Origin of the sequence: Streptomyces sp. NPDC006512, assembly GCF_040611935.1 — a bacterium.
Classification (GTDB): Bacteria; Actinomycetota; Actinomycetes; order Streptomycetales; family Streptomycetaceae; genus Streptomyces.
The window spans coordinates 1-24,563 of record NZ_JBEXPG010000091.1 but is presented as its reverse complement, the minus strand read 5'-3'; the positions used below and the strand labels follow the sequence as shown (position 1 = coordinate 24,563).

Here is a 24,563-nt window from a genome sequence, read left to right as displayed (position 1 = left end):
GCCGGCATCTACGACCTGAGGCTCCTGAACAAGGTCCTCAAGGCCGCCGGCAAGCCCGAGGTCTCCGACGCCGGTCTCGGCACCAAGTAACTCCGCAGGCGGCCGCGCCGGCCTGACGGGTCGGCCGGTGGCGGCCATCAGGTTCAGGTGCACCGCCCCGTGCCCGACGTCCCCGGCGGCCCGCTCGCGGCGGCCGGGGAGTCGCCCGCTCCGGTCGGCTCAGGCCTGTGTCGGGTCCCCGGGGATCGGGTGCACCTCGACCGGGTCGGCGCCCGGCGCCCCGCCCGGGCCGGGGCACGCCGACGCCCGTGCCGCGATCTCCAGCGCCCGGTCCTCGTCCTTGACGTCGACCAGCCAGTACCCGGCCAGGATGCTTCCCCCCGCCTGGGCGGGGCCGTCCGTCACCTGCGGCCGTCCGTCGCTCCCGGCCCGCACCGTCTTGACCAGCGAGGGCCCGCCCAGGCCCTGCCCGTCCACCCATTCTCCCGCTGAGACCAGGTCCGCGTTGAGGGAGTTCATGTGGGCGAACATCGCCTCCATGTCGTCCTTGGAGTAGGCCGACATGATGGTGTCCCACTGGGCGGCAGGCACGTTCATCTGGATCATGTACTTCATGTTCCTCACCCTTCCCGGGCGGCTGCTGTGCTCTTCAGGCTTACGGAAGGGTAGACAGCCGGGCACCGCGAAACTCATCGGTGCGCCGCGGCGCGCCGCTCAGTTTTCGCCCAGGACCGTGGCGTACGCGGCCTCGCGGACCTCCCGATCCGGGTGGCGGCGCAGTTCGACGACGACGGCGCGGCAGGTCTCAGGCCAGTCCTGGCGGATACCGACGGCCCTGGCGAGGCCCACGGCGAGGAGGCCCTCCGGGAGACCGCCGCCGCCGCTCAGGGCACGGACCGCGGCGAGCACCGCGGCCGGGTCGGCGAGCCGGTTGCCGGACCGATGGGTTTCCTCCACGTACTTGGCCACCCCCACCGCGAGGACGGGCCGGCCCTCGATCGCGGCGATGAGCTCGCCGAGCGAGAGCAGCAGCTCGGGCTCGGCGGCCTCCAGGTCGACCGCCTTTACGAGGAGGGCGGTGCGGGCGCTCGTGACCGCGGGTTCGGCCGTCAGCTGCCGGGCCAGGGCCGCGCACATCCGGTGGTCCCGGTGCAAGTAGCCGAGGAGGGACTCCAGGCGGCGGCGCGCCGGCAGATCCCCGTCCCGCCCGCCGCCCTCCGGTTCGCCGGCCGCGATGCGTGCCAGGAGCCGGTCCACGACGTCGTGCAGAAGGCTGCCCGGCGCCACGCCGCCGATCGGGTGGGGCAGTTCGGACTGGGCCAGCTCCGTCAGCGCGTATCTCACCTGCCTGGCGCTCAGCGACGAGGCGAGGTCGGTGTAGACGTCCGCCAGCGCCGTTCCGGCCGCGGGGGTGTACCGCGCCCAGTCGCGGAGCTCGTACAGGGCCTGGTCCGCCGTCTGTCCGCCGGCCTCGAAGGGCAGGCGGGCGACCAGCTCCCCGTACCGCGCGCGATGGGCCGGGGCCAGATCCGCCGGGCTCAGGTCGAGGAGCGTGCGCCGGGCGGGGTCCGGTCCGTCGGTGACCGCCGACTCCAGCAGGGTCCACATCTCCTCGGCCGGGAGCAGTGTCGCGGCCAGACCGACGACGGTGGCCCGCACGTCCGGATGGACGCCCGGGGCGCTCCCCACGGTGGACAGGAGCGTCGTGGCGGCGCCCGGCGGCAGGTGTCGGGCGGCCAGCCGGGCGGCCGCCTTGCCGACGGTGACCTTCACCCCGCTCTCCCGCGTCAGGACGTCATGGAGCAGGGCCGCGACCTGCGTGGGCCGGGCGTGGGCGGCGGCGCGGCCGGCGGCAGACCAGGCGGCCGCGGCGCTGTCGTCGCCGGCATGGTCGAGCATGGCCGCGAGGGCCGAGGCCGGGTCGTCCGTGTGGGCGGCCGCGTCCAGGGCCGCTGCCGTCAGAGCGGGCTCGGCGTGGCCGGCCGGGCGGGTGTGGCGGTGGAGCAGGGCCCGCCCGTGCCCGGGTACCGGGGCCACCGCGCGCAGCAGCGCGGCACGTTCGTGGAGGCCCCGGCCGGTGTCGGCGATGACGGCCGCGGCCAGTTGGACCGCGGCCTGCTGCTGCCGGGGCAGCCACCGGTCGGCGTACCGGAAGGGGGGCAGGGGCCGGGGGGTTCCGGACACCGGGAAACGGCCACCCGGGAGGGGGACGGCGGGCAGCGCGAGGTCCAGCAGGTCGGTGCGCTCGGCGGCGAGCACGGTGAGCACCGGGGTCAGGAAGACGGCGGAGGGCTCCCGTGCCAGCAGCTCGGCCACGCGGTGGCCGCGGGTCGCGGGATCGGCCAGCCAGGCTGCGGCGACATCGGCGAAGACCCCGTCCGGGCAGGTGTGCAGGGCTTGTTCGAGGCGGTCCTGGAGTTCGGGTATCCGGTACGCGCGGTGTCCGCAGGAGGTGACCAGCGCGAGCAGGGGCAGGACGTCCCCGCGCTCGGCGGCCCGGTCGAGCGACGGGCCGAGTACGTCGAGCAGGATGCTCGTCCCGTTGCCGCGCAGCACGGTGTCCAGGTGTCCGAGTTCCGGCGTGCCGGTGTGGGCGGTCAGCGCCTCGACGATGCGTACGGCGGTCGGCAGGGCGGCGGCGCCGGCATCGGCAGCCGGGTCCGCGACGGCGGCGAGCAGGGTGACGGCCAGGGTCCGGATCGTGTCCCGGGTGCCGGGTGAGCAGTCCCGGGCCCGTAGGGCGGCCAGGCACAGCCGTTCCAGGGAGTCGGCCCCGGTGCGGTCCCCGGTGGGCGCGCCCGTCCCGAGGGCCGCCACGAGCAGCGGCGTCGGCAGGTCGGCGAAGCCGGACAGGGCCTCCCCGCGTACGGGGTCGCGCTCGTTGGACAGTCGGCCGGCGGCCAGTGCGAGGACCTCGGCGACCTGCCCCGGATCACGGGTGTGGCCCGCGTTGAAGACCAGCCGGTCCCAGATCGTCCCGCGCTCCTCGGAGTCGCCCGTACCGAGAGCGGCCAGGAGTTCGGGGCGGGCCTCGGCGGGCGGCAGCAGGGCGAGCAGGTCCGAGACGTCCCAGTCCGTGCCGCGCTCGGCGCGGAGTGCCTCGATCTCCGCCCGGGCTCCGGCCTGTTGCTCGGCGGGCGGCAGCAGGGCGAGCACCCCGGCGTGCGGCCTCCTGCTCGGATCGCACGCGACGACGGCGTCCAGGAAGCCGGGCCGGCGCGCCGGTGGCACCGACCGCAGCAGTACGCCGAAGGCGTCCCGGTGGAACCACCGGGCCCCGAGCTCGGGCAGGGCCGGCGGATCCGCCGCCACCAGCTGCCGCATGACGGCCCGGCCGGGTGTCCGCTCCCACCGCTCGGCCGCCCGGCCGGGGTCGGCGAGCCAGCGCACGACGCGCCCGGCGTCCACCGCGACGAGTTCGCCCAGCCGGTCGTGCACCGGACCGGGCAGGTTGGCGGGGGCGTACCGCTCCAGCAGATCGAGGACGCGCCCCGGTGCGGCGGTCGTGGCGGCGGCCACAGCGGTGGCGTGCCGCCTCCACCAGAGGTCGCGCAACTGCTCCGGCAGGTCTTCGAGTTCCCGTTCCGCGTGGTCGAGGACGGCGGCGGGATGCCGGGCGGACAGCGTGCTCCAGTCCTCGAAGGCGAGCGCCCGGGCGAGTTCGGGCAGCAGCCGCGCGGTGAACCCGGGCGAGCAGCCCGGCAGCAGGCGGGCGGCGTCCCGGTCGCCGTACTCGCCGCGCACGCGGAGCACCAGTCGCTCGGCGAGTTCGGGCCGGCTCCCGTCGCGCAGCAGCCGTGCGAGGTCGGCGCGGACCACGGCGGGGGCGTCGTCGTACGCAGCCTCGACGACGGCGTCCGGGACGGGCAGTCGCCGGGCGCCGCGCAGCGCGTACCGGCGGACCACGGGGTCGGGGTCGCCCAGCCGGTGCGCCAGGTGTGCCGTCTCCCCGGCGGTCAGGGCCGCCAGCGCGGCGAGGCGGCGTTCGTACGGGCCGCGCGCGTCCAGGGCGGCGAGCAGGGGGTGCAGTTCGCCCCGGGTGGCGAGCCGGTGAGCGGTGACGGCGGTGAACCGGAGCCGGGCGGCGTGCGGCAGGGGTTCGAGGGCGGCGAGCAGTTCATCGGCAGTGGAGATCATCGCGGGCATTGTGCCCGAGGACGCGAGCCCGCCGCAGCGATTATCGGACCGGCCCCACAGCCGCGCGCCGGGTACCGCCGGTAGCGGGGGCCTGCCCCACCAAGATCAACCGGATAGCCGGATGGTCGGGCGGACCGCGCGTCGGCGACCGTGGGGCAGTACCGAGCAAGTCGCCTACAGACAAGGCAAGATCGTGCGCATCGTCACGGCCACCACCGCCGTACTGGCCCTCGCCGCCGGAACGGCGCCTGCCGCCACCGCCCAACAGCCCGGCACAGAAGGAACTTGGCGTACGGACGGCTACGGCACCGTGCTCTCCATCCGGAACGGAACTCTCCAGGAGTACCAGACCACCGCCGTCAGCTGCCTCAAGACCGATTCCGCGCAGCGGACCGGTGCCGGCACCTACACGACGTCCGACGGCACCGTCTTCACCGTACGCGTCCAAGGGCAGCGCGGGTCCGTGGGGACGGCCGGCGACGTCGGCGTCCGGAACCTGCGCCGGATCCCGGCGCTGCCCGAGGCCTGTACGTCCACGGCCCCGGAGGATTCGCTCGCCGCCTTCGACGTCTTCTGGCAGTCCTTCGAGGAGAACTACCCCTTCTTCGCCGCCAAGGGCATCGACTGGCACGCCGTACGCGACCAGTACCGGCCCCGGGTGCACGCGAAGACGTCGAAGGACGAACTCTTCGCCGTCTTCAGCGAGATGGTCACACCGCTCAACGACGCCCACGTCGCCGTCCTGGGCGGCGGCACCCGCCTCTTCCACCGGGTCCGCCCCGGCACCGTCATGCCCGACGGGACACTGGACGCCGAGGTCAAGAAGTACATCGTGGAGCGCGACCTCAAGGACGCCCGGGAGTCGCAGGACTTCGCCAAGGGGCGGATCACCTACGCCGACCTCCCCGGCGGGCAGGGCTACCTCCGGATCTCCGGCTTCACCGGGTACGCCGACGGCGGCCACGCCGCCGAGCTGGCCGAGCTCGACAGGGCGCTGGACACGGTCCTCGGCCAGGAGCGCACCCGGCGCCTGAAGGGCCTGGTCATCGACCTGCGGATCAACGGGGGCGGCGACGACGCCCTGGGCCTCCACCTCGCCGGGCGTCTGACCGACACCCCCTACCTCGCCTACTCCAAGCGGGCCCGCAACGACCCCGCGGACCCCACCCGGCACACGCGCCCCCAGGCCGCGTACGTCACGCCCGCCCAGGGCCCCCGCTACACCGGGCCGGTCGCCGTGCTGACCGGCGGCTCGACCCTCAGCGCGGGGGAAACGTTCACTCAGGCCCTCATGGAGCGGCCCGGAAAGACGGTCCGGATCGGGCAGCCCACCCAGGGATCCTTCTCGGACCACCTGGAGCGCAAGCTCCCCAACGGCATGGAGGCCTGGCTCCCGAACGAGGAGTTCCTCACCCGTTCGGGCAGGACCTTCGACGGCGCGGGCATTCCGCCCCACCTCACCGAACCCGTCTTCACCAAGGAGGAGTTCGACCAGCGGAAGGACTCGGCCTTCGACAGGGCCGTGCACGTCCTCCGGAACCACAGCGGCACACCGGACTGACTCGACGTCAGGCGATCGTGATCGTGATCGTGATCGTGATCGCGGAGGATTCGCGCGCGTGCGACGATCGTGGTGCGTGGCGGCCGCCTGGCCGCCGGCCGTTCCCCGGGGGTGGAGTCAGGTGAAGGACGACGAGGTACGCTCGCGCTTCGACGGCCGCGGGCGCGTCGAGCTGCTGCCAGGCCACGCCACGGCCGCACAGCGGCACCGCGTCGAGGAGATCGCCCACGCGCTCGGCTACCGGCTTTTCACCGTCCACAACCTCGGCCTCGCCGGCATCCGGCTCGTCTACGCACGCGACGACTCGCCGACCGCACGCCGCCGCAACGAACTGACCGTTGCCCGGCTGCGCGCGGGCGGTCCGCTGCTGCCGGCGATGGAGCTGCCTCCGCCCCCGCCGCCGGCTCCACCGCCCCCGGTCACCACACGGCCGCCCCGGCATCGGCCCGGCCGGGCTCCGTCGGAACCCCCGCCGCCGCCACCGGCGGCTCCGCCCCGACCACGTGTTCCGCCCCCGCCGCCGTTCCCTCCTCCGCCACCGCCCCCGCCACCGGTCGGGTGACCTCGGCGGGTACCGGGGCCGGTCAGGCGCGGTCGACGGTGTCGGTGTCGAGGGTGCCCGCGGCGATCTGTACGGCGAGGTCGGAGAGTTTGATGCGATGGGCGCGGGCGTGGCGGCGCAGGGCGGTGAAGGCGGTGTCGGGATCGGTCTGCCAGCGCTCCGCGAGGATGCCCTTGGCCTGTTCGATGGTGATGCGGCTGGTCAGCGCCGCTTCCAGCTGCTGGTGTTCGACGGTCTGGCGGTCGATGGTGCGCTGCTGGAGGATGGCGATGGTGGCGACGTCGGCGAGGGTCTGGGCGAGGCGTACGTCGGCCGGGGTGAGGGTCCGGGTCTGCTCGTGGAACAGGTTGAGGGCGCCGATGACCTGGTGGCGCAGGCGCATGGGCAGGGCGTGGGTGGTGGCGAAGCCGGCTTCGCGGGCCCGGGCGGCGAAGGCGGGGAACCCGGCGGTGGCCGCCGGGGTGTTGAGGTCGACGTTGAGCCATGTGTGGCCGGTGCGGTGGCATTCGACGCAGGGGCCCTCGTCGTGCTGGAGGGCGAACAGTTCCAGGAGCCGGGTGTGCTCGTCGGAAGCGGCGATGAGCTGGAGGGTGTCGCTGTGGTCGACGAGCATGACGCCGGCGGCGGAGACGTCGAGGAGCTCGACGCAGCGTTCGCACAGGCGTTGCAGGAAGTCGATGAGGTCGTAGTCGTCGAGCATCGTGTCGACGGCTTCGACGACTACTTCCAGGACGCGGGTCTCGCGGTTCATGGCCTTCACTCCTTCGTTCGGCCAGATGCGTCCGGCTCCGGTTGTTCTCGAAAATGCACCCGTCGGGCCACCACGTCCGCGGCGACGTCTCCCACGGGGCGGGAGTGCCGGTAGGAGTAGGCGCGCAGGAGCAGCAGGGCCTGGGCGAGGGTGATGCCGGCCTGCACGCTGATCATCCCGGTGGCCTGGTGCACGACCGCCCGGTGGAAGTTCGCATGTTCTTCCGGCGTGGCGGAGTCCTGGGCCGTGGGGGGTTTGTCGAGGATGACGGCGAGCATGGCCGCGGCCAGGAGCCGGGCGTCCAGGAGGGCCGAGGCCGTCATGGGGCCGGGCGTGGCTCGCTGGAAGGTCACCGTACCCAGACAGGCGCCGCCCAGGTGCAGGGGGATGCACACCACCGCCCGCACTCCGAGGGCGACGGCTTCGGCCAGCAGCACCGGCCACTGGTCCAGCTCCACCGAGAGCAGTTCGGGTTCGGTCACGGTGACCAGGCGCGCGGCGGCGTCCCAGGCCGGTCCCTGGCCGAGGGTGAACTGCAGGTCCTCCAGTGCGGCACTGACGCCGGGCGAACACCAGACCAGCTCGCTGAAGCCCTGCGCCGTGGTCAGGGAGACCGCGACGCCGTCGAAACCCAGTACGACCGCGCACCGGGCCGGGTCACCGCCGAAGAAGTCCGTACTGCCCGCCTCGGGGCGGAGTTCGGCGAGGATCCGGGCCATCGCCGTACTAGCCGCCATGCGCCTCACCTCCCCCGCCCCGACTCGCCGGCCGCGAGGTCGCCTCCAGCCTAGTCCCGCCCGCGATCCCCGCGGACCATCCCGGTCCGGCCGGAAGCACGGCACGGCGCGCGCCGCAGGTCGGCGCCTGAGGGGAAACGTCACTCCACGCGCGATCGGGTGAATGCGCCGCACCAGGGTCGCTTCAGGGTCGCGGATGTTGCCACCATGGGCTCCGGCCGGTCCCGCCCCGTCACCACTGTCCGTCCGTGCCTCCTACACGGTCCGCTTCAGTGACCCCGGGGCAGCGGCAGGCCGTCCGTGATCACCCAGCCCCCGTGATCATTCAGACCTTCCTGCCACCCGGACCCCGTGGCCGCGAAGATCTCCTCCCCGATCACCCAGACCCCGTGATCACCTCTCCCGACCCGGCCTCCGTGGCTGGGCCGGGACCGCACGACGGACGGCACCCCCGGTTCTCTCCGTGTCCCGGACCGGCCCCGTGCAGTGCCGGCCGCCGCGCCGGGTCACAGCCATGCGCCTCCGGGCCGATGCCGGAGGTGCAGACCCGTCGTGTCCGGCCCGGTTCGGTGACCGGTCTCGGGTGTTGAGGTCCCTGCGCCCGCCCTCGGGGTGTGGGCGCAGGGGCCTCCGGGACCGCTGGGAACCGCGCCGGGCGGGTGGGGCCGCACGCCGACGGCCCGGCGTCGTGGGCCTCCCTTTCGGTACCTCTTGCGCAGCAGCTTGTGATCACACCGGGTCCGCGAAGCCGGTACGCCCGGGACACCCGCGCCCGGCCTGGCGGAGTAACACCCGCGGCGTCACGTTCCGACGGGGCGCCGTCGAGGAGCACGGAGGCCCCTGATGAGCGCGTCCACCGACAACCCGGAACCCTTCCGCCGGGGCCTGGAGCAGCCCGGCTACGGCCGCCCCTCACCCGAGCTGCTGGCCCGGGCGGGCCGGGGCCTCGCACGCTTCTTCGCCGATCGCGACGAGGATCCGGAGGGCGCCGCCGGCGGGGGTGAGGAGCGAGGCGGAAGCGACGGTCCGTCGGTGCTCAAGTGCCTCTGCCGGGGTTCATCCGGTGAGCTGGTAGATGCTTCTGGCGACGAGCCACAGCCCGAGGGCGAGGCAAGTGACCACGACGGCCGGTTCCTTGTGCCGTTCGAGCCATGCGCGCAGGCCGGTCAGCGCGACCTGGGCCCTTTCCGGCACGAACACCACGTACAGCTCCATGGCCAGCAGGCTGGAGGTGGCCAGGACGCAGAAGCCCGTGAGGGCCAGGAAGGACGCGCCGTGGGAGAGGTCGGCCTGCACGACGGTGGCAGCGGCGGCGCCGACCATCCCCCACGGCTGCAGGAGCACGGCGAGCGCGGCCGCGGACCAGCCGGTGGCGTCGTCCATGCGTGACGACAGCGAGGTCCCGGGCGCCTGCGGGTGCTCCCGTTCGGGGTCGCCCGGGGCCGTCGCGGAACGGTGGCGCCGGCGCCGCCTGTGCTCGCTGTAGCCGATCAGACCCACGCCGATGAGCAGGGTCGCGGCAAGTGCCGCGATGGAGGGCGGGGAGCGGGGCGGCGGCGGTTCTCCGCCGGTCAGGAGCAGGACGATCGCGATGACGGCCACCAGGCAGGCCAGCCAGGCCAGGATGAACGCCAGCCCCTTGCGCACGCCCCGGGGTGCGGAGACGACCAGTACGAACGCCATGATCGGCAAGGGGAACAGGGTCACGGCCAAGCCGATGAGCAGCAGGTCGAGCACCATGGCCACACATCCCGCCTTGCCCCGGCCGTCGTGTCCTCGTCCGGCAGATGCCGCCGACGCCGCCGCCGTCCGGCCGTTCCATTCTCCCGGCCCTCCCAGGTGATCGCCACGCGGGTACCGCGGTCACTCGCAGGCGACGCCGTCGCCGTCCCGGTCCAGGTGATCTCCGAAGCCGGGGTCCCCGCGGCGAATGGGGGCCGCTCCCGCGGCCCGGACCGCCGTGCAGTTCCGGTACGAGACACCGCGGCCTCCCCCGGCCCCGGCAGACGAGCCTCCGCCGGTGGTCGAGCCTCCGCCGGACGAAGATCCTCCGCCCGCCGTCGCGTCCACGAGCGTCCTCGCCTTGCCGTCGTCGGCCGCGGGAGGGCGGGGCCGGTTCGGCGGTGCCTGGGGCACCTGCGGCTGCGCCGGAGCGGGGACGGCCGGTGCCTGCGCAGGCGTGGCGACGGCCGCCGGTACCGGTACGGACGCCACTGGCGCCGGCGTGGCCGGTGCGGCGGACGTGGCCGACGGAACCGGACCGGAGGCGGGCGGTGCGGGCGGCGTCGCGGTGACGGTGACGGTGGCCGTCACGGCGGGCAGGGCGCCGGGTTTCGCGTCGTCCTGCGCGGCCTTCGGGCCGGAAGCCGCGACGACCAGGACGAGGAACCAGATCGAGGCCAGGACCACGGTCACCGCCCGGCCCGCCTTGTCCCAGCGGGCCATGAAGGCGAGCGCCGCGCCGAGCGGGGGCATCAGGAGCGTGGCGACGGCCACGGCGGGAACAGCGAGCAGCGGGTGCCAACGGCGCGACGGGGCCGGCTCGTGCGGGACGGGGTGGGGAGTGGGGAACACGGATCTCCAGACAGTGGCGGGCGGGCTCTGCGGCAGGCGGGCGCCCCGGCCTTCGGCGTGGGGCCCGTAGGGCCGGCCGGGGGGGTACGTCACCCCAACGCCCCCGGCCCGAAAGGGTTACCGGGAACACCGCGCTCCGGGTACCGGACGCGGACGGACCCGCGCCGCACGAGGGCTCCTCCCGGCCGTGTGCGGCTGCCGCCAATCAGCTGACCTCCCCGGCGGGTCGATGAGCAGCGGGCCGGGGCCGCTGCGAGCGTGCTGTCATGGCACCCGAGGCAGGCACACGAGAGAAGCCGGCACGGGCGGGGGTCGTACTGCTGACGCTCGCCGCCGGACAGTTCCTGATGGCGCTCGACAGCTCCGTCATGAACGTGTCGATCGCGACGGTGGCCGAAGACGTCGACACCACCGTGACCGGGATCCAGGGCGCCATCACGGCGTACACCCTCGTGATGGCGATGTTCATGATCCCGGGCGGTAAGGTCGGCGCGCTCATCGGCCACAAACGGGCGTTCCTCACCGGGTGTGTGATCTACGGGTGCGGGTCGCTGATGACCGCGCTGGCCCCCAACCTCTCCGTACTCCTGCTGGGCTGGTCGTTCCTCGAAGGGATCGGGGCCGCGCTGATCCTGCCCGCGATCGTCGCACTGGTCGCCGGCAACTTCCCGCCGGAGCGCCGGCCGTCCGCGTACGGACTCGTAGCCGCCTCGGGAGCCGCGGCGATCGCGGTCGGGCCGCTCGTCGGGGGCGTCGCCACGACGTACTTCTCCTGGCGCTGGGTCTTCGCCGGCGAGGTCGTCATCGTGCTCGGCATCCTGCTCCTCGCCCGCCGCACCGCCGACGCCCCGGTCGGCGAGCGTCGGCGGATCGACCTCGTCGGCGCCGTACTGTCCGCCCTCGGGCTCGGATCCTTCGTCTACGGCGTCCTCCGCTCGAGCGAATGGGGCTGGTTCCTGCCGAAGCCCGGGGCGCCCGCCTGGCTCGGGATCTCCCTGGTCGTCTGGCTGATGTTGGCGGGCCTGTTCCTGATGTGGCTCTTCCTGCACTGGGAGGCCCGCCTCGTCGAGCGGCAGCGGGAGCCCCTGGTGAACCCGGCCCTGCTGCGCAACCGGCAGCTCACCGGCGGCCTGACGATGTTCTTCTTCCAGTACCTCGTACAGATGGGCGTCTTCTTCGTCGTACCGCTCTACCTGTCGGTCGCCCTGGGCCTGTCCGCGCTCGAGACCGGCGCGCACATCCTGCCGCTGTCCCTGACCCTGCTCGCCGCCGCGATCCTGATCCCGCGCTTCCTCCCGAACGTCTCGCCCCGCCGCGTGGTGCGACTGGGGGTCCTCGCGCTGCTCGTCGGCGCGGTGGCCCTGCTCGCCGCACTGGACGCGGATGCGGGCGCCGAGATCGTCACCGTCCCGCTCCTGCTGATCGGACTCGGCATGGGAGCACTGGCCTCCCAGCTCGGGGCCGTCACCGTCTCCGCCGTGCCCGACGAGCAGAGCTCCGAGGTCGGCGGCATCCAGAACGCCGTCACCAACCTCGGCGCGTCGATCGGAACGGCACTCGCCGGCTCGATCCTGATCGCGGCGCTCAGCGCTTCCTTCCTCACCAGCATCGAGCAGAACCCGGCGGTTCCGGCCCAGGTCAAGAGCGAGGCGACCGTCACGCTCGAAAGCGGCGTGCCGTTCATGTCGGACGCCCAGCTCAAGACCGCCCTCGACGAGGCGGGCACGAGCCCGGAAGTCACTTCTGCCGCGATCGACGCGAACAGCGCCGCGAGACTCGACGGTCTGCGCGCCGCACTGGCCATCCTCGCCTTCGCCGCCCTCATCGCCATGTTCTTCACCCAGCGGATCCCGACGGCCCCTTCCACGACACCGCCCGGCGGCGGGCGTGCCCGGGGGGCGCCCGCCGGGCCCCCGGCACCCGCACCCTCCGTTCGTTAGGCTGGTGGGAGGACGGCCGTGCCTCGGAAGCTCGACTGTCACCGGGGCGCCGGCTCACTCCGGTTGCGCGCCCTCGTAGGACGGGAGCGTCGCATGTCGTACCGCGTGCTGCCCCGCTCTGTGCGAGTGGTGTTCCCGGCTGCCGTCGTGATCGCCTTGGCGGCCGTGCCGCCCGCCCCCGCGCTCGCTTTCACCGGCGGCAACCACGAGACCGTCACGTTCACCGGCGGCAACCACGAGACCGTCACGCGGGCGGCCCTGCCCTGGGAGCCGGCCACGCTGTCCGCGATGGCCGGTGCGCGCGACGGCGCGATCAATGCCGATGACCACGGCGGGTACTTCCTCCTCGGCCCGCTGCACTGCGACAACGCCGACTACCTCGCGGCGCGTCACGTCCAGGACTATCCCCGCAGCCGGGACGAGGCCACCACCGAGCTCCTCGCCTGCATCCGTTCCTCCGTCGCCCGCTTCCGCAACGCGATCCGGGCGGCGGACGGCCTCGTCGACGCGCACGGCAAGGTGCGGGCCGACCAGAGCGACCTCTCGTCCCCCTGCATCTGGGAGAAGGCTTCCGGCCGCGCCAAGTGCGACGTCCTGGAACAGCTGGGCCGCGGCTGGCACTCGGTCCAGGACTTCTACTCCCACTCGAACTGGTCCGACCGGGCCGCCCCCGGTGCGGTCGGCCTCTCCAACCCTCCCGGACTGGCGCGGGCCGACGTCGCGCCCTTCCTCGACATCCGCCGGTACAGCACCATGAAGGACGCCGACTGGACCCGGGACGCGCGCGCCCGCATGCCCGTGGACCTCACGACCGGCTGTTACCCCGACTTCGATTCCACCGGGGTCAAGTCCGAGGACTGCGCCGGCCGCGTCACCCACAACCGCGCCCTGAACAAGGACACTGCCGCATCCCTCCGCTCGAAGACGGGCGACAACTTCAACCGCGCCGTTTCCGGAGCCACCGCCGAGACCACGCGCCAGTGGAACGACTTCAAGGCCGAACTGGTCAGGACCTACCCGGACGACCGGCGGGGCGAACAGATGGTCTGCGCCCTCGTTCACGACGACCCGGTGTCGAGCTGTCCCTGAGCGAGCACCCGCGACGTGCCCGCCTCAGCGCGAAGCCCTTGTCGGTGCCATGCTGGAAGGAAGTGGAGGACCGGATACCGGATGCCCCGGACCGGCCCCGACCAAGGGAGAGAGCGACATGCCTGGTCTCCTTCGAGGAATAGCACGCACCGCAGTGGTGGCCGGTACGGCAACGGCCGTCTCCAACCGGGTCTCGCGACGCCAGGCCGGGCGGTGGGCCGAACAGGAGGCTCCGGCCCCTCAGCAGAACGCGGCCCCCGCCGCGCCGGCGCCCGCCCCGCCGGCCGACGACATGAGCAGCCGCATCGACCAGCTCAAGGAACTCGGCGCCCTCAAAGAGCAGGGGATCCTGAGCGAGGACGAGTTCGCGGAGCAGAAGCGCAAGATCCTCAGCTCCTGACGGTCCCGACCGCGGGCGACTGACGGATGCGGACGCGGGCGACGACCGCGAAGCTGAGCGCCGGGGCTTCCCCGGCGCTCAGCTTCGCGGTCCCGCTCAGGCTTCCTCTGCTCAGGGGCTCAGGCTTCCTCGGCTTCGAGGGAAGCCAGCAGGGCCTGGACGGGAATCCGGCCGCCGGCGACCATCTGCGCGCCACTGCGCCGCAGCGCACGGGCGAAGGGAGCCGCCCACACGTTCTCGTACACGAGCACCGCGGCCCCGTTGCCCGGCTCCAGTGCGTGCGCCGCTTCGTCGAGGTCGTCCTGGCCGAGCAACCCGGACGAGACTCCGTCGAAGACGGCCAGGTTCGCCGCGTCCCCGTCTTCCTCCGCCAGTTGCGCGATCTCGAGGGCGATGACACTGCCGTCGAGGTCCTTCGCGATGAACCGGAGGTCGAGGATGCGGACGATGCCCCGGTCCACCAAGTCGACCAGCAGGGGAAACGCCTCACCCGTCATGCGGTTTCCGGGAAACTCGACGACCAGGAAGTCGACGGGACCCATGTCTTCGACGTCGTCGCTCATGACCACTCCTCGCACTCGGCGGATCGGCGGCCCGGCGATGCGGCCAAGGGCCGGCACACCCCCGTCTCCATTGCAGCATCCGTCCCGAGGCCGCGCACCTCCGACCGAACCGGTGGCCGGCCGCGGTCAGCGGCCGGGCACCGAGGCGAGGATCAGGTCGGCGGCCAGGTGCGGACAGCCGCGGGCGTGCCAGGTCACCGACAGCACCCCGCCGGCGGCCGACAGCGTCCTGGCCGCCCCGTCCTGGTCCGTGGCCCTGCAGTGCGGGCAGACGACAACCCGCGGACGGTCGACCTCGAACACGGCCCTCACCCTCTCCCGCCGGCAACGGTTCGACCGGCTCAGGCCAGAACTATCAAATCCGCAACCGTTCCGCCCGCTTACTGGCCGGTATGCACCAGGATTCCGTCACCTGGCCCGGCGTACGGGGGCCACGGCCGCCCGGCGGTGCCTGATGTTGACGGCCGACGCCTTGGCCAGGGCCACGGGGTTCAAGAAGCGCAGCGGCCCGATCAGGCGGGACGCGAACAGGTACATGTGCCGCGCCACCTCCTCGTCGCGCGCCGCCGCCGAGAACACCAGCCGCTCCACGGGATTGAAGGGACGGGCCTTGGCGAAGTCGGCTCCCAGGTACTGGTGACCGCGCAGCCGGCGCCGGTGCCTGCGCGCGTACACCGCGAGCGACCTGTCGAGGTCTCCCCGACCGGTCGCGGCCGGGGCGACCGCCTCGGCCAGCCATTGCGCGGACTGCAGGGCCCACCCGCATCCCACCCCCCACAGGGGGTCGCCGGTCAGGGCGGCGTCGCCGACGAGCGCGACGCCCGGTGCGGTCGGCCGGCGGCTGAGGAGCGGGTAGTTGACCGCACCGATGATCTTCGTGACGCGTTCGGCGGAGTCGATGGGCGGCGCTTCGGGCAGGGCGCGGACGTAGGCGAGGAAGCTGCCCTCCAGGTCTTCCCGGAAGGCCGGCAATCGCTTCTTGTCCGGGAGCACCGCGATGACCGTCACCCCGTCGTCGTTGGGGAACGCGTACGCCATGTCCGGCTCCAGGAACCAGGTCTGGCCGATCCCGCCGTGCAGCGGAAGGTTCCGGAAGTGCGCGAGATAGCCGAACCGCGCGTTCTCGTGCAGGCGGGCGGGCACCCCGGCGAGCTTCGCCACGGCCGAGTCCTTGCCGTCGGCACCGACCACCAGGCGGGCCCGGATCTCGCGCTCGCCCTGCGGTGTCGACGCGCGCACCCCCACGGTCCGCCCGGCTTCCCGGACCACCCCGGTCACCTGATGACCGAGGAGCAGGTCGACGCCTTGGGTGTCCGCCGCGCGGGACCTGATCAGCGGATCGAGGACGCTGCGCCGAATGTTGTACGCGTACGGCAGCTCGGGGCCCGTCGGCGCCGCCCTCGGCTCGATCCATCCCCAACGGGTGTACCAGCGCGCCTCGTTGCGGACGGCTCCCGCCTTCTCCAGCGCGGGGACGAGACCGAGTTCGTCCAGCACCGGGTAGGCGCAGGCCGTGAGGGAGTGGGTGCACAGCACCTTGTACGCTTCCGGGTCCGAGCGGCGTTCCAGCAGTGCGACGCGGACGCCCCGTCGAGCGAGCAGGATCGCCGCGGCGCTGCCGGCGAGACCGGCTCCGCTGATGACGACGTCGTAGTCGGATCCCGCGCTCTCAGGCTTGACCATGCGCTGATCGCTCCCTTCGTGGTGCGGCCGGTGGGAGTGTGCAGTGCCACTGCTGTCAGGTACATGAGCAGTTGTCAAGACCGGGCCGCCGGTCGGGACGGGATCCCGGCCTCCTGACGTCGGACGGCCCGCCGAGGAGCGCGGCGAAGTCGCAACTCTCCTCGGCGGGGTGGCGTGCGCGGGCACGAGGGTCCGGTGCCGGGGCGCGGTTCCTCAGCCTACGATCTTGCCCCAGCCGGTCACGCGGGCCCCGAGGTCGCACCACACCGCCGCGGTGCCGGGTGCGGTTCGCCACGCCGCGTAGTGGGTGTAGTCGAGGCCGTTGTCGGTGCGCTCGCAGGTGATGTACGCCTGGAAGCGGCCGCTCCCCTTACAGGCGATGTAGGCTCCGGCGTGGCCGCCGCTGCCCGTGACGTTCTTCTTCGAGCAGCTCCCGACGGCCGCCGCTTGCGATGTGGTCACGGCCGTGAGTCCGGCCGTCATGATGGCCACCGCTGCGGTGGTGGCTGCGATCCGGCGCCTGATGCGCATGGGTCCCCCTGGGACGTCGTCGTGGGCACGGGGTCGTACGGGCGTACTCGGCTTGCGGTGGGTCCGCTCCTCGCCGGACCGGATTCCGGTGGGCGGCAAGCGAGCGGAACCGGCCTTCCCGCCGGGCTCCATCCAGGCTCGGGCCGGCCGCGACGCCAGGACAAGCGCACGCCCGTCAACGACCTCGCGGTGCCCGGAACTCGACCAGGCGGGCCCGGGAGCGGCCCCGGTCGCCCTCCGCTGTCGTGGAGAGGCCGGCTACGGGAAGCCCCCGCGTCACGCATCCGGCCCCGGTCGGGGTCACGGTGCCGGCCGTTCCTGCCGGGGACGGGTGTGAGCGGTCGCGCAGTTGTGGGCGACGGTGTCGGCGAAGGTACGGGCCAGCGGGGACAGCGCGTCCCAGCGCCGGACGGCCCATCCCGCGCCGAGTTCGGGGAGGGCGGGGATGGGGACGAGGCGCAGGCCCGTGTGACGGGGGCCGCGCCAACCGGGGAGAGCGGGGACGATCGCGCAGCCGAGGCCCAGTTCGGCCAGGAGGATCGCCGTGTCCCAGTCGGTGACGCTGGTGTCGAAGACCGGCTGGACCCCTGACTCCCGCAGCCAGTTGTCGAGGTGGGCCCGGGAGGTCGAGTTCTCGGGGAGTCCTACGACCCGGATGCCCTCCAGGTCCGCTGGCTCGATGAACGGCCTTGCGGCCAGGGGGTGTTCGGCGTTGACGGCCAGTACCCAGGGCAGTTCGATCACGGGGCGCTGCTCGATGCCCCGCACGGACGGTCCGATGGTGATCCAGGCGAGATCGAGACCGCCGGCGGCGAGCGCGTCGAAGCAGCCGCGGCTGGAGTTCTCGGTCTCGAACTCCAGACTGACCTGTGGGTAGCGGCTCCGGAAGTCGACGATGGCATCGGACATGAAGTGGCGGACCGTCGTGGCCCCGGTGGTGATCCGGACGGAGCCGCCGTGACCTCGTACGAGGTCTTCGATCTGCCGCAGGGCGCGGTCGATGCCGCCGAGGCCGTCCTCGACGGCCACGCGCAACAGGTGCCCTGCCTGAGTGGGCACGATTCCCCGGGGGTGGCGCTCCACGAGACTGAGGCCCAGTTCGCGCTCGAGGCGTTTGACGTGCTGACTGACGGCCGACTGCGTACACGACACCTCGCGCGCCACCGCACTGAGCGACCCGGCCTTGCACACCGCAACGAAGAATCGAAGATCGTCAAGAGTCACTGACCCAAGCTACAGCTTGGGTCAGGGCAATAAAATCCGAGGATTGACTGGGGTCTGGCCTCCTGTGAGGATCGATCTCGGGCCCAGGGCGGCAACCCGGCATGGTCTGAGCACTGGTCCGGACAGCGCTCAGGAACATGCCGGGTGCCGACCCGCCGCCACGTCGGCGCGGTCGCGGCCGAGGCGCGGTGAGGGCGCCTTCCCGTTCACGGGCGCGGGCGGCGTGGTGGCGGACGAATGGAGCGCGTTGGCCGTCCGTCGGCCGGCCGGCGGGGTGGTGAGGTGGCGCGGTCACATCTTTTGCCGACGACGCGGAACCGTTCCGCCGTCATGTGTGTCACATCACGCAGAAGTGACCAACTCCCATGACCAGCAGGGGGAAATATGAAACTCACCCGTTCCGTTCTCACCACCACCGCGTTCGCCGCCCTGGCGCTGGGGGCCACGACCGCGCTCGCGGCGCCCGCCACCGCCGCGCCCAACACCACGCCGCAGAAGGTCTGCGGAAGCGCCTACAAGACCGTGAACCAGGCCGCCATCGGCTCGCTGGGCACCGTCTACCTGACGTACAACGCCTCGAACGGCAAGAACTGCGTCGCGACCATCCGCAACAACCCGGGTGCCGCCGTGGACATGGCCCTCTGGATCGAAGTCACCGACACCTGGGAGCGGGGCGAGGACTTCGGCCGGTACACGTCGTACGCCGGCCCGGCCTACGTGTACGGCAAGGGCCACTGCGTCGACTGGGGCGGGGGCATCAGCAACGTGCACGTGCAGGTGTACAACTCCAACTGTGGCGCGCGCAAGGAACACCGGGTCACCGAGGTCCGCTGACCCGGGCCCCTCCTGACCGCGACGTCCTGCGCCGTCGTACGGTCGCCGGGGGCGGGATCCACAACCTGACGACCACACGGGAACCACCGCGGTCCGGCTCGCCCCGGCAGACTCACCGAGTTCTGCCGGGGCGAGGGCGCGTCCGGCCCCCTCCCTCGGGCGCGCGGCCGTCCGGGTCCCCGTCAGGCGGCGCGGCAGAGTTCGGCCGGGGCCGCCGCTGCTCCGGCGCGGGGAAGCGTCGCGGGGACGGGGCGGGCGGCGCGCACTGCGGCCGGGACGTCCTGGGAGCGGTTGCGGGCGAAGACCACCAGGCGCAGAACCCCGAAGCGGGCGACACCGGCGAGGGCTGAAGCGGACAGGTAGACGGCCTGCTCCAGCAGGGCAGTGGGCGATGCCACCAGCTGCTGCAGGACGAGTACCGCGACGCAGGTCACGGCGTACGCGGCTGCCGCGGACCCGGCCGACTGCGCGTGCTGGCGCCAGGTCGCACGCCGCCCGGCACCGAAGGTGAAGCGGGCGTGCAGCTCTGTGGCGAGGAGCGTGGAGGCCACGGTGATCAGGGCGTTCGCCCACACCCAGGGCATCCAGGAGGCGAGGGCCACCACCGCGAAGCTGGATGCCACCCCCACTCCCCCGCCGCACAGCACGAAGCGGGCGAAGGCGGTGACGGCACCGGGTGCGGCCTGCCGCCGGCTCTGCGCTGTTGCCTCCATGGCCCCCACCCCTTCGACCGATCCACCGTTTCTTACGATGGAAACGCTACGTTGCATTCACGGATCGAGCAACGCACATATTGCGATCGAGCGATGTATCAGCAGCTCAGCGCCCATAAATCGTTGCACTGGATCGAAAACTAACGCAACACGAAACCCCCTCCCGTTGCATTGGATGAAGGTGAACGCTATGCCCGTCAGGCGAGCGGATCGAGATCCGCTACAGGGCGTGCGGTGGTGAAAGATCCGTCCCATAAGCTCGTCCGTGGAGACGTCAGATGCCGTGGGCATCCGCTGCGAGGAGGCGACGGTGCTCGGTAGGGCCACGCGAATGCTCGGGGGCGCCTTGGTCGTGGCCTGCGTGGCGCTCGTCGGCCCCGGTGCGCCGAGCAGCGCCCTCTTCGCCAAGGCGCTGCCCGCCGGAGCCGCCGGTGACGTCGTACCGAACCGGGTCATGACGTGGAACCTCTGCAACCCCTGCGGGGAGAGCAACGTCGACCGGGCGGCGGAGATCGCCACGTACGCACCCCAGGTCATCGGCATGCAGGAAGCCTGCGTCCGGGACGTCGAGAGGATCCGGGACCATCTGGAGGCCCTGTACGGGCTGGTCTACCACGTCGAGTACGGGATGGTGCTGCAGAATTGGGGCCGCTGCGGGGGAATGCCGTGGAGTCCGGGGGGCTTCGGCCAGGCGGTGCTTTCAGCAGCACCGATGACGGACGTCGCCCACACGGAATACCCCGACGGTGGATCCGAGGACCGCGGGTACATAGCCGTCACCACCATGGTGGACGGCCGACCCGTCCGGGTCTTCAATACACACCTCGCCCAACGGCGCCAGGAGGCGGTCCGGGCGGAGCAGACCGGCGTACTCGCCAAGGACGTCGCCCGGCACGACCGCGCGATCGTCCTCGGTGACTTCAACGCCGTGCCGGACACCCCCGAACTCGCCGTGATGTGGGCCCTGGCCACGGACGCGGACCCCCGGTGCGGCCCCTCGGGCACCGGCGGCTGCCAGCCGACGACCGACTGGCGGAGCAAGTTCGACTACGTCTTCCTGCGGGGCGTCGTCGCGCTCGGGCACCGTGTGAGTCCGACCCCTTACTCGGACCACCACCTGCTGCACGCCGACCTGGACACGGCATAGACACTGCCCGAACGGGCTGACAGGCCGGCTGGCCGTCGGAGCCGACCGGCTACATCCGGATCTCGGGCCGGTAGACGTCCAGCCAGATCGCGGTGTCCAGGGCGCGCTCCAGGCCGTTGCGGGCGGCCGGGGTCAGGCTCTCGGGCGCGGCGGTCACGGTTTCGGCCAGCCAGCCCTTGCTGACGATCTGGAAGACGGGTCCGTCCTCGCCCAGCAGGTCCTTGGCGCTGTTCTGGAGGGCCTCGGCGTAGCGCCAGTCCTGGATGACCGGGTAGGGGCTCTTGGTCCGCTCGGCCACGGACCGCGGCAGCAGGCTCCTGGTCGCGCCGCGCAGCAGGCTCTTCTCGCGGCCGTCGTACGTCTTCATCGTCCAGGGCGTGTTGTAGACGTACTCCACGAGCCGGTGGTCGCAGAAGGGCACGCGGACCTCCAGGCCCACGGCCATGCTCATGCGGTCCTTGCGGTCGAGCATCATCCGCAGGAAGCGGGTCAGGTGCAGGTACGACATGACGCGCATGCGCTGCTCGTGCGGGCTCTCCGAGCCGACGCTTCCGACCTCCGCGAGGGCGGTCGCGTAGTTCTCGGCGACGGTCTCCAGCGGGTTGAGCGCGATCAGCGTGTCGAGGTCGTACATCTCCACGGGCTGGGTGTTGGGGGTCGCGCCGATCATGCCCGCGGTGATCCAGGGGAAGGTGTCCCCCGCCTGGACGACAGGGTCGTGCAGCCAGCCGTAGCCGCCGAAGACCTCGTCGGCGGCCTCGCCGGACAGGGCGACGGTGGACCGTTCGCGGATCGCCTTGAACAGCAGGTAGAGGGAGACGTCCATGTCGCCGAGGCCGGCCGGGCTGTCCCGGGCGATGACGACCTGGCGGCGTATCCCGGGGTCGGCGACGGAGTCGGGGCCGAGCACGATGTCGGTGTGCTCGGTGCCGGCGTGGCGGGCCATCGCGCCGGCGAAGTCGGCGTCGCGGGTGCCGTGCACACCGGTGGGTACGAAGCCGGCGGACTCGCCGGTGAAGTCCACGGCGAAGGTGTGCAGCGGCAGGCCTTCGGCGGCGCGGCGGCGGGCGGCGAGTCCGGTGACGGCACTGGAGTCGAGGCCGCCGGAGAGCAGCACGCAGGTGGGTACGTCGGCGACGAGTTGGCGGCCGACGGTGTCGTCGAGGAGGTCGCGGACCCGCTCGACGGTGGTGTCGAGGTCGTCGGTGTGCTCGTGGCTCTCCAGCCGCCAATAGGTGTGGCTGCGGATGCCGGCCTGGTCGACGGTGACCACGGTGCCAGGGACGACCTCGGCCACGCCGTCCCAGATGGTTTCGCCGGGCGGCCGGTTGAAGGCGACGAACTCGCGCAGGCCGCGGGCGCTGACCACCGGCTCGGCCAGCGGGTTGGCGAAGATCGCCTTGGGTTCGGAGGCGAACAGCACGCCGTCGGCGGTGGGGTGGTAGAAGAGCGGCTTGACGCCCATCCGGTCCCGGATCAGGACCAGTTTGCGGGTGCGGGCGTCCCAGACGGCGAAGGCGTACATGCCGTTGAGCCGGGGCGCCATCGCCTCACCCCACTCCAGGTAGGCGTTGAGGACGACTTCGGTGTCACTGGACGTGCGGAAGTGATGGCCCCTTCCGCGCAGCTCCGTCCGCAGTTCGGCGAAGTTGTACACCTCGCCGCTGTAGGTCAGCACGACCGGGCCGTCGGGGGTGGTGGCCCGCATCGGCTGGACGCCTCCGGCCAGGTCGATCACGGCGAGCCTGCGGTGGCCGAGGGCGGCGGGCCCGTCGATCCACCGGCCTCCGGCGTCGGGGCCCCGCCCGGTCAGTGTCCGGACCATGCGGTCCAGGGTGGTGGTCTCCTGGGTGAGATCCCGGTCGTAGGCGATCCAGCCGGCGATGCCGCACATGTCGATGCTCCTCGTAGTCGCGGCGCTTCCCGGGGGGCTCGATGCGTAGGCCGGTACGGCTCCGCCCCGCCGGGGGCCCCGTTCCGGCACGTACGCCGGCCTCGACGCCCGAGGGGTGCGCTTGTCGGCCCCGACGCTAGTTCCGGCCGCTACCGGTCACATCCCCTAGGAACCCCTACTGCAAAGGAGGGGGCAAGCCAAGGCAAAGGAATCGCAAGGTCAGGGTGGGTTGGATAATGAAAACCTAAAGGGCTGCCCGTGGCTTACCCAAGACGGTACGGGGATGGAAAAGCCGGCGGGCGGGCGGAAGATGGGTGCCGGCCCCGATGTGGGCGGGTGGTGCCGAGGGAGAGGGTGGGGTGGAGGAGCACCCTGAGCCCTGGTTGCGGCATCGGCGTGTGAGGCGCGGATCCGGTCGGGCGGGGCGGGTGTTCCGGGCCACGGCACGAACGGAGCCAGCGCCGATGACGAACCTGCCGCCTACCCCGCGAATTCCTCTCGCCGCCCCCGCCCCCACCTGGCCGGGCCCGCCGTGAGCGGCTCCGCCTGGGCGGCCGTGGCGGTGTTCGCGGCCGTCTACGTACTGATCGCCACCGAGAAGGTCGGCCGGGTCACCGCGGCGCTGGGCGGTGCGGTCGTCATGCTGCTGATCGGGGCGACGAGCGCGGAGCACGCGTTCTTCTCCGATGCGGCCGGGATCGACTGGAACGTCATCTTCCTGCTGCTGGGCATGATGCTGATCGTCTCCGTGCTGAAGCGCACCGGACTGTTCGAGTTCGTCGCGATCTGGACGGCCAAGAGGTCGCGCGGCCGCCCGTACCGGCTCATGGTGCTGCTGATCTTCGCCACCGCCCTGCTGTCGGCGTGGCTGGACAACGTCACCACCGTCCTGCTGATCGCCCCGGTCACCATCGAGGTGTGCCGTCGCCTGGCCCTGCCCGTGGCGCCGTACCTGATCGCCGAGGTGATGGCCTGCAACATCGGCGGCGCCGCCACCCTCATCGGCGACCCGCCCAACATCATGATCGGGTCCCGCGCCGGGCTCTCCTTCAACGACTTCCTGCTCCACATGGCGCCCGTCACCACCGTGCTGGTCGTGGTGTTCGCGGTGCTGGCCCGGTGGATGTTCCGCGGCGCGTTCTCCTACGACCCCGAGCGGGCCGCGCGCGTCATGGCGATGCGCGAGCGGGACGCCATCACCGACGCACGCCTCCTGGCCGTCAGCGGCGTCGTCGTCGTGATCGTGATGGCCGGCTTCGTCCTGCACACCACCTTGCACCTGGAGCCCTCGGTGGTGGCGATCTCCGGCGGCCTCGTCCTGCTCGCCGTCTCGCGCATCGACGCGCGCCGGGTCGCGGCCGACGTCGAGTGGGAAACCCTGGCGTTCTTCGCCGGCCTGTTCGTCATGGTCGGCGCCATGGTGCGGACGGGGATCCTCACCGACCTGGGGCAGGCCGCGGCCCGGGCGCTGGACGGCAGTCTGCTCGGCGCGTCAATGGCCCTGCTCTACGGGTCGATCGTGCCGTCCGCGGTGATCGACAACATCCCCTTCGTCGCCTCGACCGGGCCGGTCGTCTCCGAGATCGTCGCCGCCTCCGGAGGGAACGGGCAGGCCCAGGTGCTGTGGTGGTCCTTCGCCCTCGGCGCCGACCTGGCGGGCAACGCCACGATCATCGCCTCCTCCGCGAACGTCGTCACGGTGGGCATCGCCGACCGGGCCGGACACCACATCTCCTTCTGGCAGTTCAGCCGCTACGGCCTGGTCGTCACCGCCGTCACGACGGCCCTGGCCGGCCTCTACGTGTGGCTCCGCTACTTCGCCCTCGCCTGACCACGGAAAGGAGGCCGAAACCATGACCGAATCGGACGACGAGAAGATCGCCGACCTCGAAGCCGCCCTGTGGCACGACGACCCCCGCTTCGCCCGCGGCCTGGGCACGGGGCGTCCGCGGCGGCCCCGCGAGTACCGGCGCGGCCGGGCCTGGCTGGTCATGCTGCTGGCCCTGTCCGCCGTGGTCACCGGGGCGGTGGTGCCGCACGGCCTGCTGCTGGCGGGCGGCCTGATCACGGCCGCGCTCGCCGTGAACCTCTTCGACGCAGGCCGCCGGCGCCGCCCGCACCGGCGCGGGCCCTAGGGCCTGTCGTCAAACTCCCGTCTGCCCCGCGACGCCTGGCACGCGCTCTCGCCGCACCGGGCGAAAGCCAAGTACGTCCAGTACGCGG

22 protein-coding genes are annotated in these 24,563 nt (G+C 72.5%); 8 read left to right on the top strand and 14 right to left on the bottom strand.

Going from position 1 to position 24,563, the window contains the following annotated elements:
- Positions 1–219 precede the first annotated feature (219 nt).
- Both ABZZ17_RS37545 and ABZZ17_RS37540 read right to left on the bottom strand, forming a co-directional pair.
- Entirely contained in the window at positions 220–615 is a 396-nt protein-coding gene (locus ABZZ17_RS37545) for a YciI family protein (protein ID WP_356883432.1), read from the bottom strand.
- A 99-nt stretch (positions 616–714) separates the two neighbouring features.
- Entirely contained in the window at positions 715–4,137 is a 3,423-nt protein-coding gene (locus ABZZ17_RS37540) for a hypothetical protein (protein WP_356883430.1), read from the bottom strand.
- Positions 4,138–4,330: 193 nt separating this feature from the next.
- Between ABZZ17_RS37540 and ABZZ17_RS37535 the strand changes: the two genes are divergently transcribed.
- Positions 4,331–5,698 carry a S41 family peptidase gene (locus ABZZ17_RS37535; protein WP_356883428.1) on the top strand — a complete coding sequence of 456 codons (1,368 nt, stop codon included), beginning with the start codon at positions 4,331–4,333 and terminating at the stop codon, positions 5,696–5,698.
- 7 nt (positions 5,699–5,705) lie between these two features.
- Here ABZZ17_RS37535 and ABZZ17_RS37530 read toward each other — a convergent pair whose 3' ends face one another.
- The 5 genes from ABZZ17_RS37530 to ABZZ17_RS37510 all read right to left on the bottom strand — a co-directional run bounded on the left by ABZZ17_RS37530 (position 5,706) and on the right by ABZZ17_RS37510 (position 10,322).
- Positions 5,706–5,957 carry a hypothetical protein gene (locus ABZZ17_RS37530; protein ID WP_356883426.1) on the bottom strand — a complete coding sequence of 84 codons (252 nt, stop codon included), beginning with the start codon at positions 5,955–5,957 and terminating at the stop codon, positions 5,706–5,708.
- A gap of 325 nt (positions 5,958–6,282) precedes the next feature.
- On the bottom strand, positions 6,283–7,011 hold the full coding sequence (locus tag ABZZ17_RS37525; protein ID WP_356883424.1) for a GAF and ANTAR domain-containing protein: 729 nt from the start codon (positions 7,009–7,011) through the stop codon (positions 6,283–6,285).
- A gap of 5 nt (positions 7,012–7,016) precedes the next feature.
- Positions 7,017–7,748: an ANTAR domain-containing protein gene (locus tag ABZZ17_RS37520; RefSeq protein WP_356883422.1), complete on the bottom strand. Its 732-nt coding sequence runs from the start codon at positions 7,746–7,748 to the stop codon at positions 7,017–7,019.
- Positions 7,749–8,804: 1,056 nt separating this feature from the next.
- Positions 8,805–9,488, bottom strand: a complete 684-nt coding sequence (locus tag ABZZ17_RS37515) for a GAP family protein (protein WP_356883436.1) — start codon at positions 9,486–9,488, stop codon at positions 8,805–8,807.
- Between the two features lie 123 nt (positions 9,489–9,611).
- A complete protein-coding gene (locus ABZZ17_RS37510) occupies positions 9,612–10,322 on the bottom strand; it encodes an excalibur calcium-binding domain-containing protein (protein WP_356883420.1) in 711 nt (236 codons plus the stop codon).
- 266 nt (positions 10,323–10,588) lie between these two features.
- Between ABZZ17_RS37510 and ABZZ17_RS37505 the strand changes: the two genes are divergently transcribed.
- The 3 genes from ABZZ17_RS37505 (at position 10,589) to ABZZ17_RS37495 (ending at position 13,751) form a co-directional block, all read left to right on the top strand.
- A complete protein-coding gene (locus ABZZ17_RS37505) occupies positions 10,589–12,262 on the top strand; it encodes an MFS transporter (RefSeq protein ID WP_356883418.1) in 1,674 nt (557 codons plus the stop codon).
- A gap of 93 nt (positions 12,263–12,355) precedes the next feature.
- Complete coding sequence (locus ABZZ17_RS37500; protein WP_356883416.1) at positions 12,356–13,351, top strand: hypothetical protein; 996 nt, start codon at positions 12,356–12,358, stop codon at positions 13,349–13,351.
- A 118-nt stretch (positions 13,352–13,469) separates the two neighbouring features.
- Positions 13,470–13,751 (top strand): SHOCT domain-containing protein, encoded by a 282-nt coding sequence (locus tag ABZZ17_RS37495; protein ID WP_356883414.1) that lies wholly within the window; start codon positions 13,470–13,472, stop codon positions 13,749–13,751.
- A gap of 119 nt (positions 13,752–13,870) precedes the next feature.
- Here ABZZ17_RS37495 and ABZZ17_RS37490 read toward each other — a convergent pair whose 3' ends face one another.
- The 5 genes from ABZZ17_RS37490 to ABZZ17_RS37470 form a co-directional block, all read right to left on the bottom strand.
- Positions 13,871–14,314, bottom strand: a complete 444-nt coding sequence (locus ABZZ17_RS37490) for a DUF6325 family protein (RefSeq protein WP_356883412.1) — start codon at positions 14,312–14,314, stop codon at positions 13,871–13,873.
- A 126-nt stretch (positions 14,315–14,440) separates the two neighbouring features.
- Positions 14,441–14,617 carry a hypothetical protein gene (locus ABZZ17_RS37485; RefSeq protein ID WP_356883410.1) on the bottom strand — a complete coding sequence of 59 codons (177 nt, stop codon included), beginning with the start codon at positions 14,615–14,617 and terminating at the stop codon, positions 14,441–14,443.
- A 105-nt stretch (positions 14,618–14,722) separates the two neighbouring features.
- The gene (locus tag ABZZ17_RS37480; protein WP_356883408.1) at positions 14,723–15,997 is read right to left on the bottom strand and encodes an NAD(P)/FAD-dependent oxidoreductase; all 1,275 of its coding nucleotides are present in this window, start codon (positions 15,995–15,997) and stop codon (positions 14,723–14,725) included.
- Between the two features lie 213 nt (positions 15,998–16,210).
- Positions 16,211–16,528: a hypothetical protein gene (locus tag ABZZ17_RS37475; protein ID WP_356883406.1), complete on the bottom strand. Its 318-nt coding sequence runs from the start codon at positions 16,526–16,528 to the stop codon at positions 16,211–16,213.
- 300 nt (positions 16,529–16,828) lie between these two features.
- Positions 16,829–17,752 carry a LysR family transcriptional regulator gene (locus tag ABZZ17_RS37470; protein WP_356883404.1) on the bottom strand — a complete coding sequence of 308 codons (924 nt, stop codon included), beginning with the start codon at positions 17,750–17,752 and terminating at the stop codon, positions 16,829–16,831.
- Between the two features lie 384 nt (positions 17,753–18,136).
- On the opposite strand from ABZZ17_RS37470, the gene ABZZ17_RS37465 reads away from it, so the two are divergent.
- Positions 18,137–18,586, top strand: coding sequence for a spore-associated protein (locus ABZZ17_RS37465; protein ID WP_356883402.1), 450 nt, complete (start codon positions 18,137–18,139; stop codon positions 18,584–18,586).
- Between the two features lie 182 nt (positions 18,587–18,768).
- Here the strand turns inward: ABZZ17_RS37465 and ABZZ17_RS37460 are convergent, their stop codons facing one another.
- Positions 18,769–19,299 (bottom strand): GtrA family protein, encoded by a 531-nt coding sequence (locus ABZZ17_RS37460; protein ID WP_356883400.1) that lies wholly within the window; start codon positions 19,297–19,299, stop codon positions 18,769–18,771.
- 331 nt (positions 19,300–19,630) lie between these two features.
- Here ABZZ17_RS37460 and ABZZ17_RS37455 point away from each other — a divergent pair, with 331 nt between their 5' ends.
- The gene (locus tag ABZZ17_RS37455) at positions 19,631–20,446 is read left to right on the top strand and encodes an endonuclease/exonuclease/phosphatase family protein (RefSeq protein WP_356883434.1); all 816 of its coding nucleotides are present in this window, start codon (positions 19,631–19,633) and stop codon (positions 20,444–20,446) included.
- Positions 20,447–20,495: 49 nt separating this feature from the next.
- Here the strand turns inward: ABZZ17_RS37455 and asnB are convergent, their stop codons facing one another.
- Complete coding sequence (gene asnB / locus ABZZ17_RS37450) at positions 20,496–22,340, bottom strand: asparagine synthase (glutamine-hydrolyzing) (RefSeq protein WP_356883398.1); 1,845 nt, start codon at positions 22,338–22,340, stop codon at positions 20,496–20,498.
- Between the two features lie 532 nt (positions 22,341–22,872).
- On the opposite strand from asnB, the gene ABZZ17_RS37445 reads away from it, so the two are divergent.
- Both ABZZ17_RS37445 and ABZZ17_RS37440 read left to right on the top strand, forming a co-directional pair.
- Complete coding sequence (locus tag ABZZ17_RS37445) at positions 22,873–24,171, top strand: ArsB/NhaD family transporter (RefSeq protein WP_356883396.1); 1,299 nt, start codon at positions 22,873–22,875, stop codon at positions 24,169–24,171.
- A 22-nt stretch (positions 24,172–24,193) separates the two neighbouring features.
- Complete coding sequence (locus ABZZ17_RS37440; protein WP_356883394.1) at positions 24,194–24,475, top strand: DUF3040 domain-containing protein; 282 nt, start codon at positions 24,194–24,196, stop codon at positions 24,473–24,475.
- The last annotated feature ends 88 nt before the right edge of the window (positions 24,476–24,563 follow it).

Bases quoted from the DNA above. Each gene is read 5' to 3' on its own strand.
- ABZZ17_RS37545 (WP_356883432.1), bottom strand. From the start codon at position 615: ATGAAGTACATGATCCAGATGAACGTGCCTGCCGCCCAGTGGGACACC.
- ABZZ17_RS37540 (WP_356883430.1), bottom strand. From the start codon at position 4,137: ATGATCTCCACTGCCGATGAACTGCTCGCCGCCCTCGAACCCCTGCCG.
- ABZZ17_RS37525 (WP_356883424.1), bottom strand. From the start codon at position 7,011: ATGAACCGCGAGACCCGCGTCCTGGAAGTAGTCGTCGAAGCCGTCGAC.
- ABZZ17_RS37520 (WP_356883422.1), bottom strand. From the start codon at position 7,748: ATGGCGGCTAGTACGGCGATGGCCCGGATCCTCGCCGAACTCCGCCCC.
- ABZZ17_RS37515 (WP_356883436.1), bottom strand. From the start codon at position 9,488: ATGGTGCTCGACCTGCTGCTCATCGGCTTGGCCGTGACCCTGTTCCCC.
- ABZZ17_RS37505 (WP_356883418.1), top strand. From the start codon at position 10,589: ATGGCACCCGAGGCAGGCACACGAGAGAAGCCGGCACGGGCGGGGGTC.
- ABZZ17_RS37500 (WP_356883416.1), top strand. From the start codon at position 12,356: ATGTCGTACCGCGTGCTGCCCCGCTCTGTGCGAGTGGTGTTCCCGGCT.
- ABZZ17_RS37495 (WP_356883414.1), top strand. From the start codon at position 13,470: ATGCCTGGTCTCCTTCGAGGAATAGCACGCACCGCAGTGGTGGCCGGT.
- ABZZ17_RS37490 (WP_356883412.1), bottom strand. From the start codon at position 14,314: ATGAGCGACGACGTCGAAGACATGGGTCCCGTCGACTTCCTGGTCGTC.
- ABZZ17_RS37480 (WP_356883408.1), bottom strand. From the start codon at position 15,997: ATGGTCAAGCCTGAGAGCGCGGGATCCGACTACGACGTCGTCATCAGC.
- ABZZ17_RS37475 (WP_356883406.1), bottom strand. From the start codon at position 16,528: ATGCGCATCAGGCGCCGGATCGCAGCCACCACCGCAGCGGTGGCCATC.
- ABZZ17_RS37465 (WP_356883402.1), top strand. From the start codon at position 18,137: ATGAAACTCACCCGTTCCGTTCTCACCACCACCGCGTTCGCCGCCCTG.
- ABZZ17_RS37460 (WP_356883400.1), bottom strand. From the start codon at position 19,299: ATGGAGGCAACAGCGCAGAGCCGGCGGCAGGCCGCACCCGGTGCCGTC.
- ABZZ17_RS37455 (WP_356883434.1), top strand. From the start codon at position 19,631: ATGCTCGGGGGCGCCTTGGTCGTGGCCTGCGTGGCGCTCGTCGGCCCC.
- asnB (WP_356883398.1), bottom strand. From the start codon at position 22,340: ATGTGCGGCATCGCCGGCTGGATCGCCTACGACCGGGATCTCACCCAG.
- ABZZ17_RS37440 (WP_356883394.1), top strand. From the start codon at position 24,194: ATGACCGAATCGGACGACGAGAAGATCGCCGACCTCGAAGCCGCCCTG.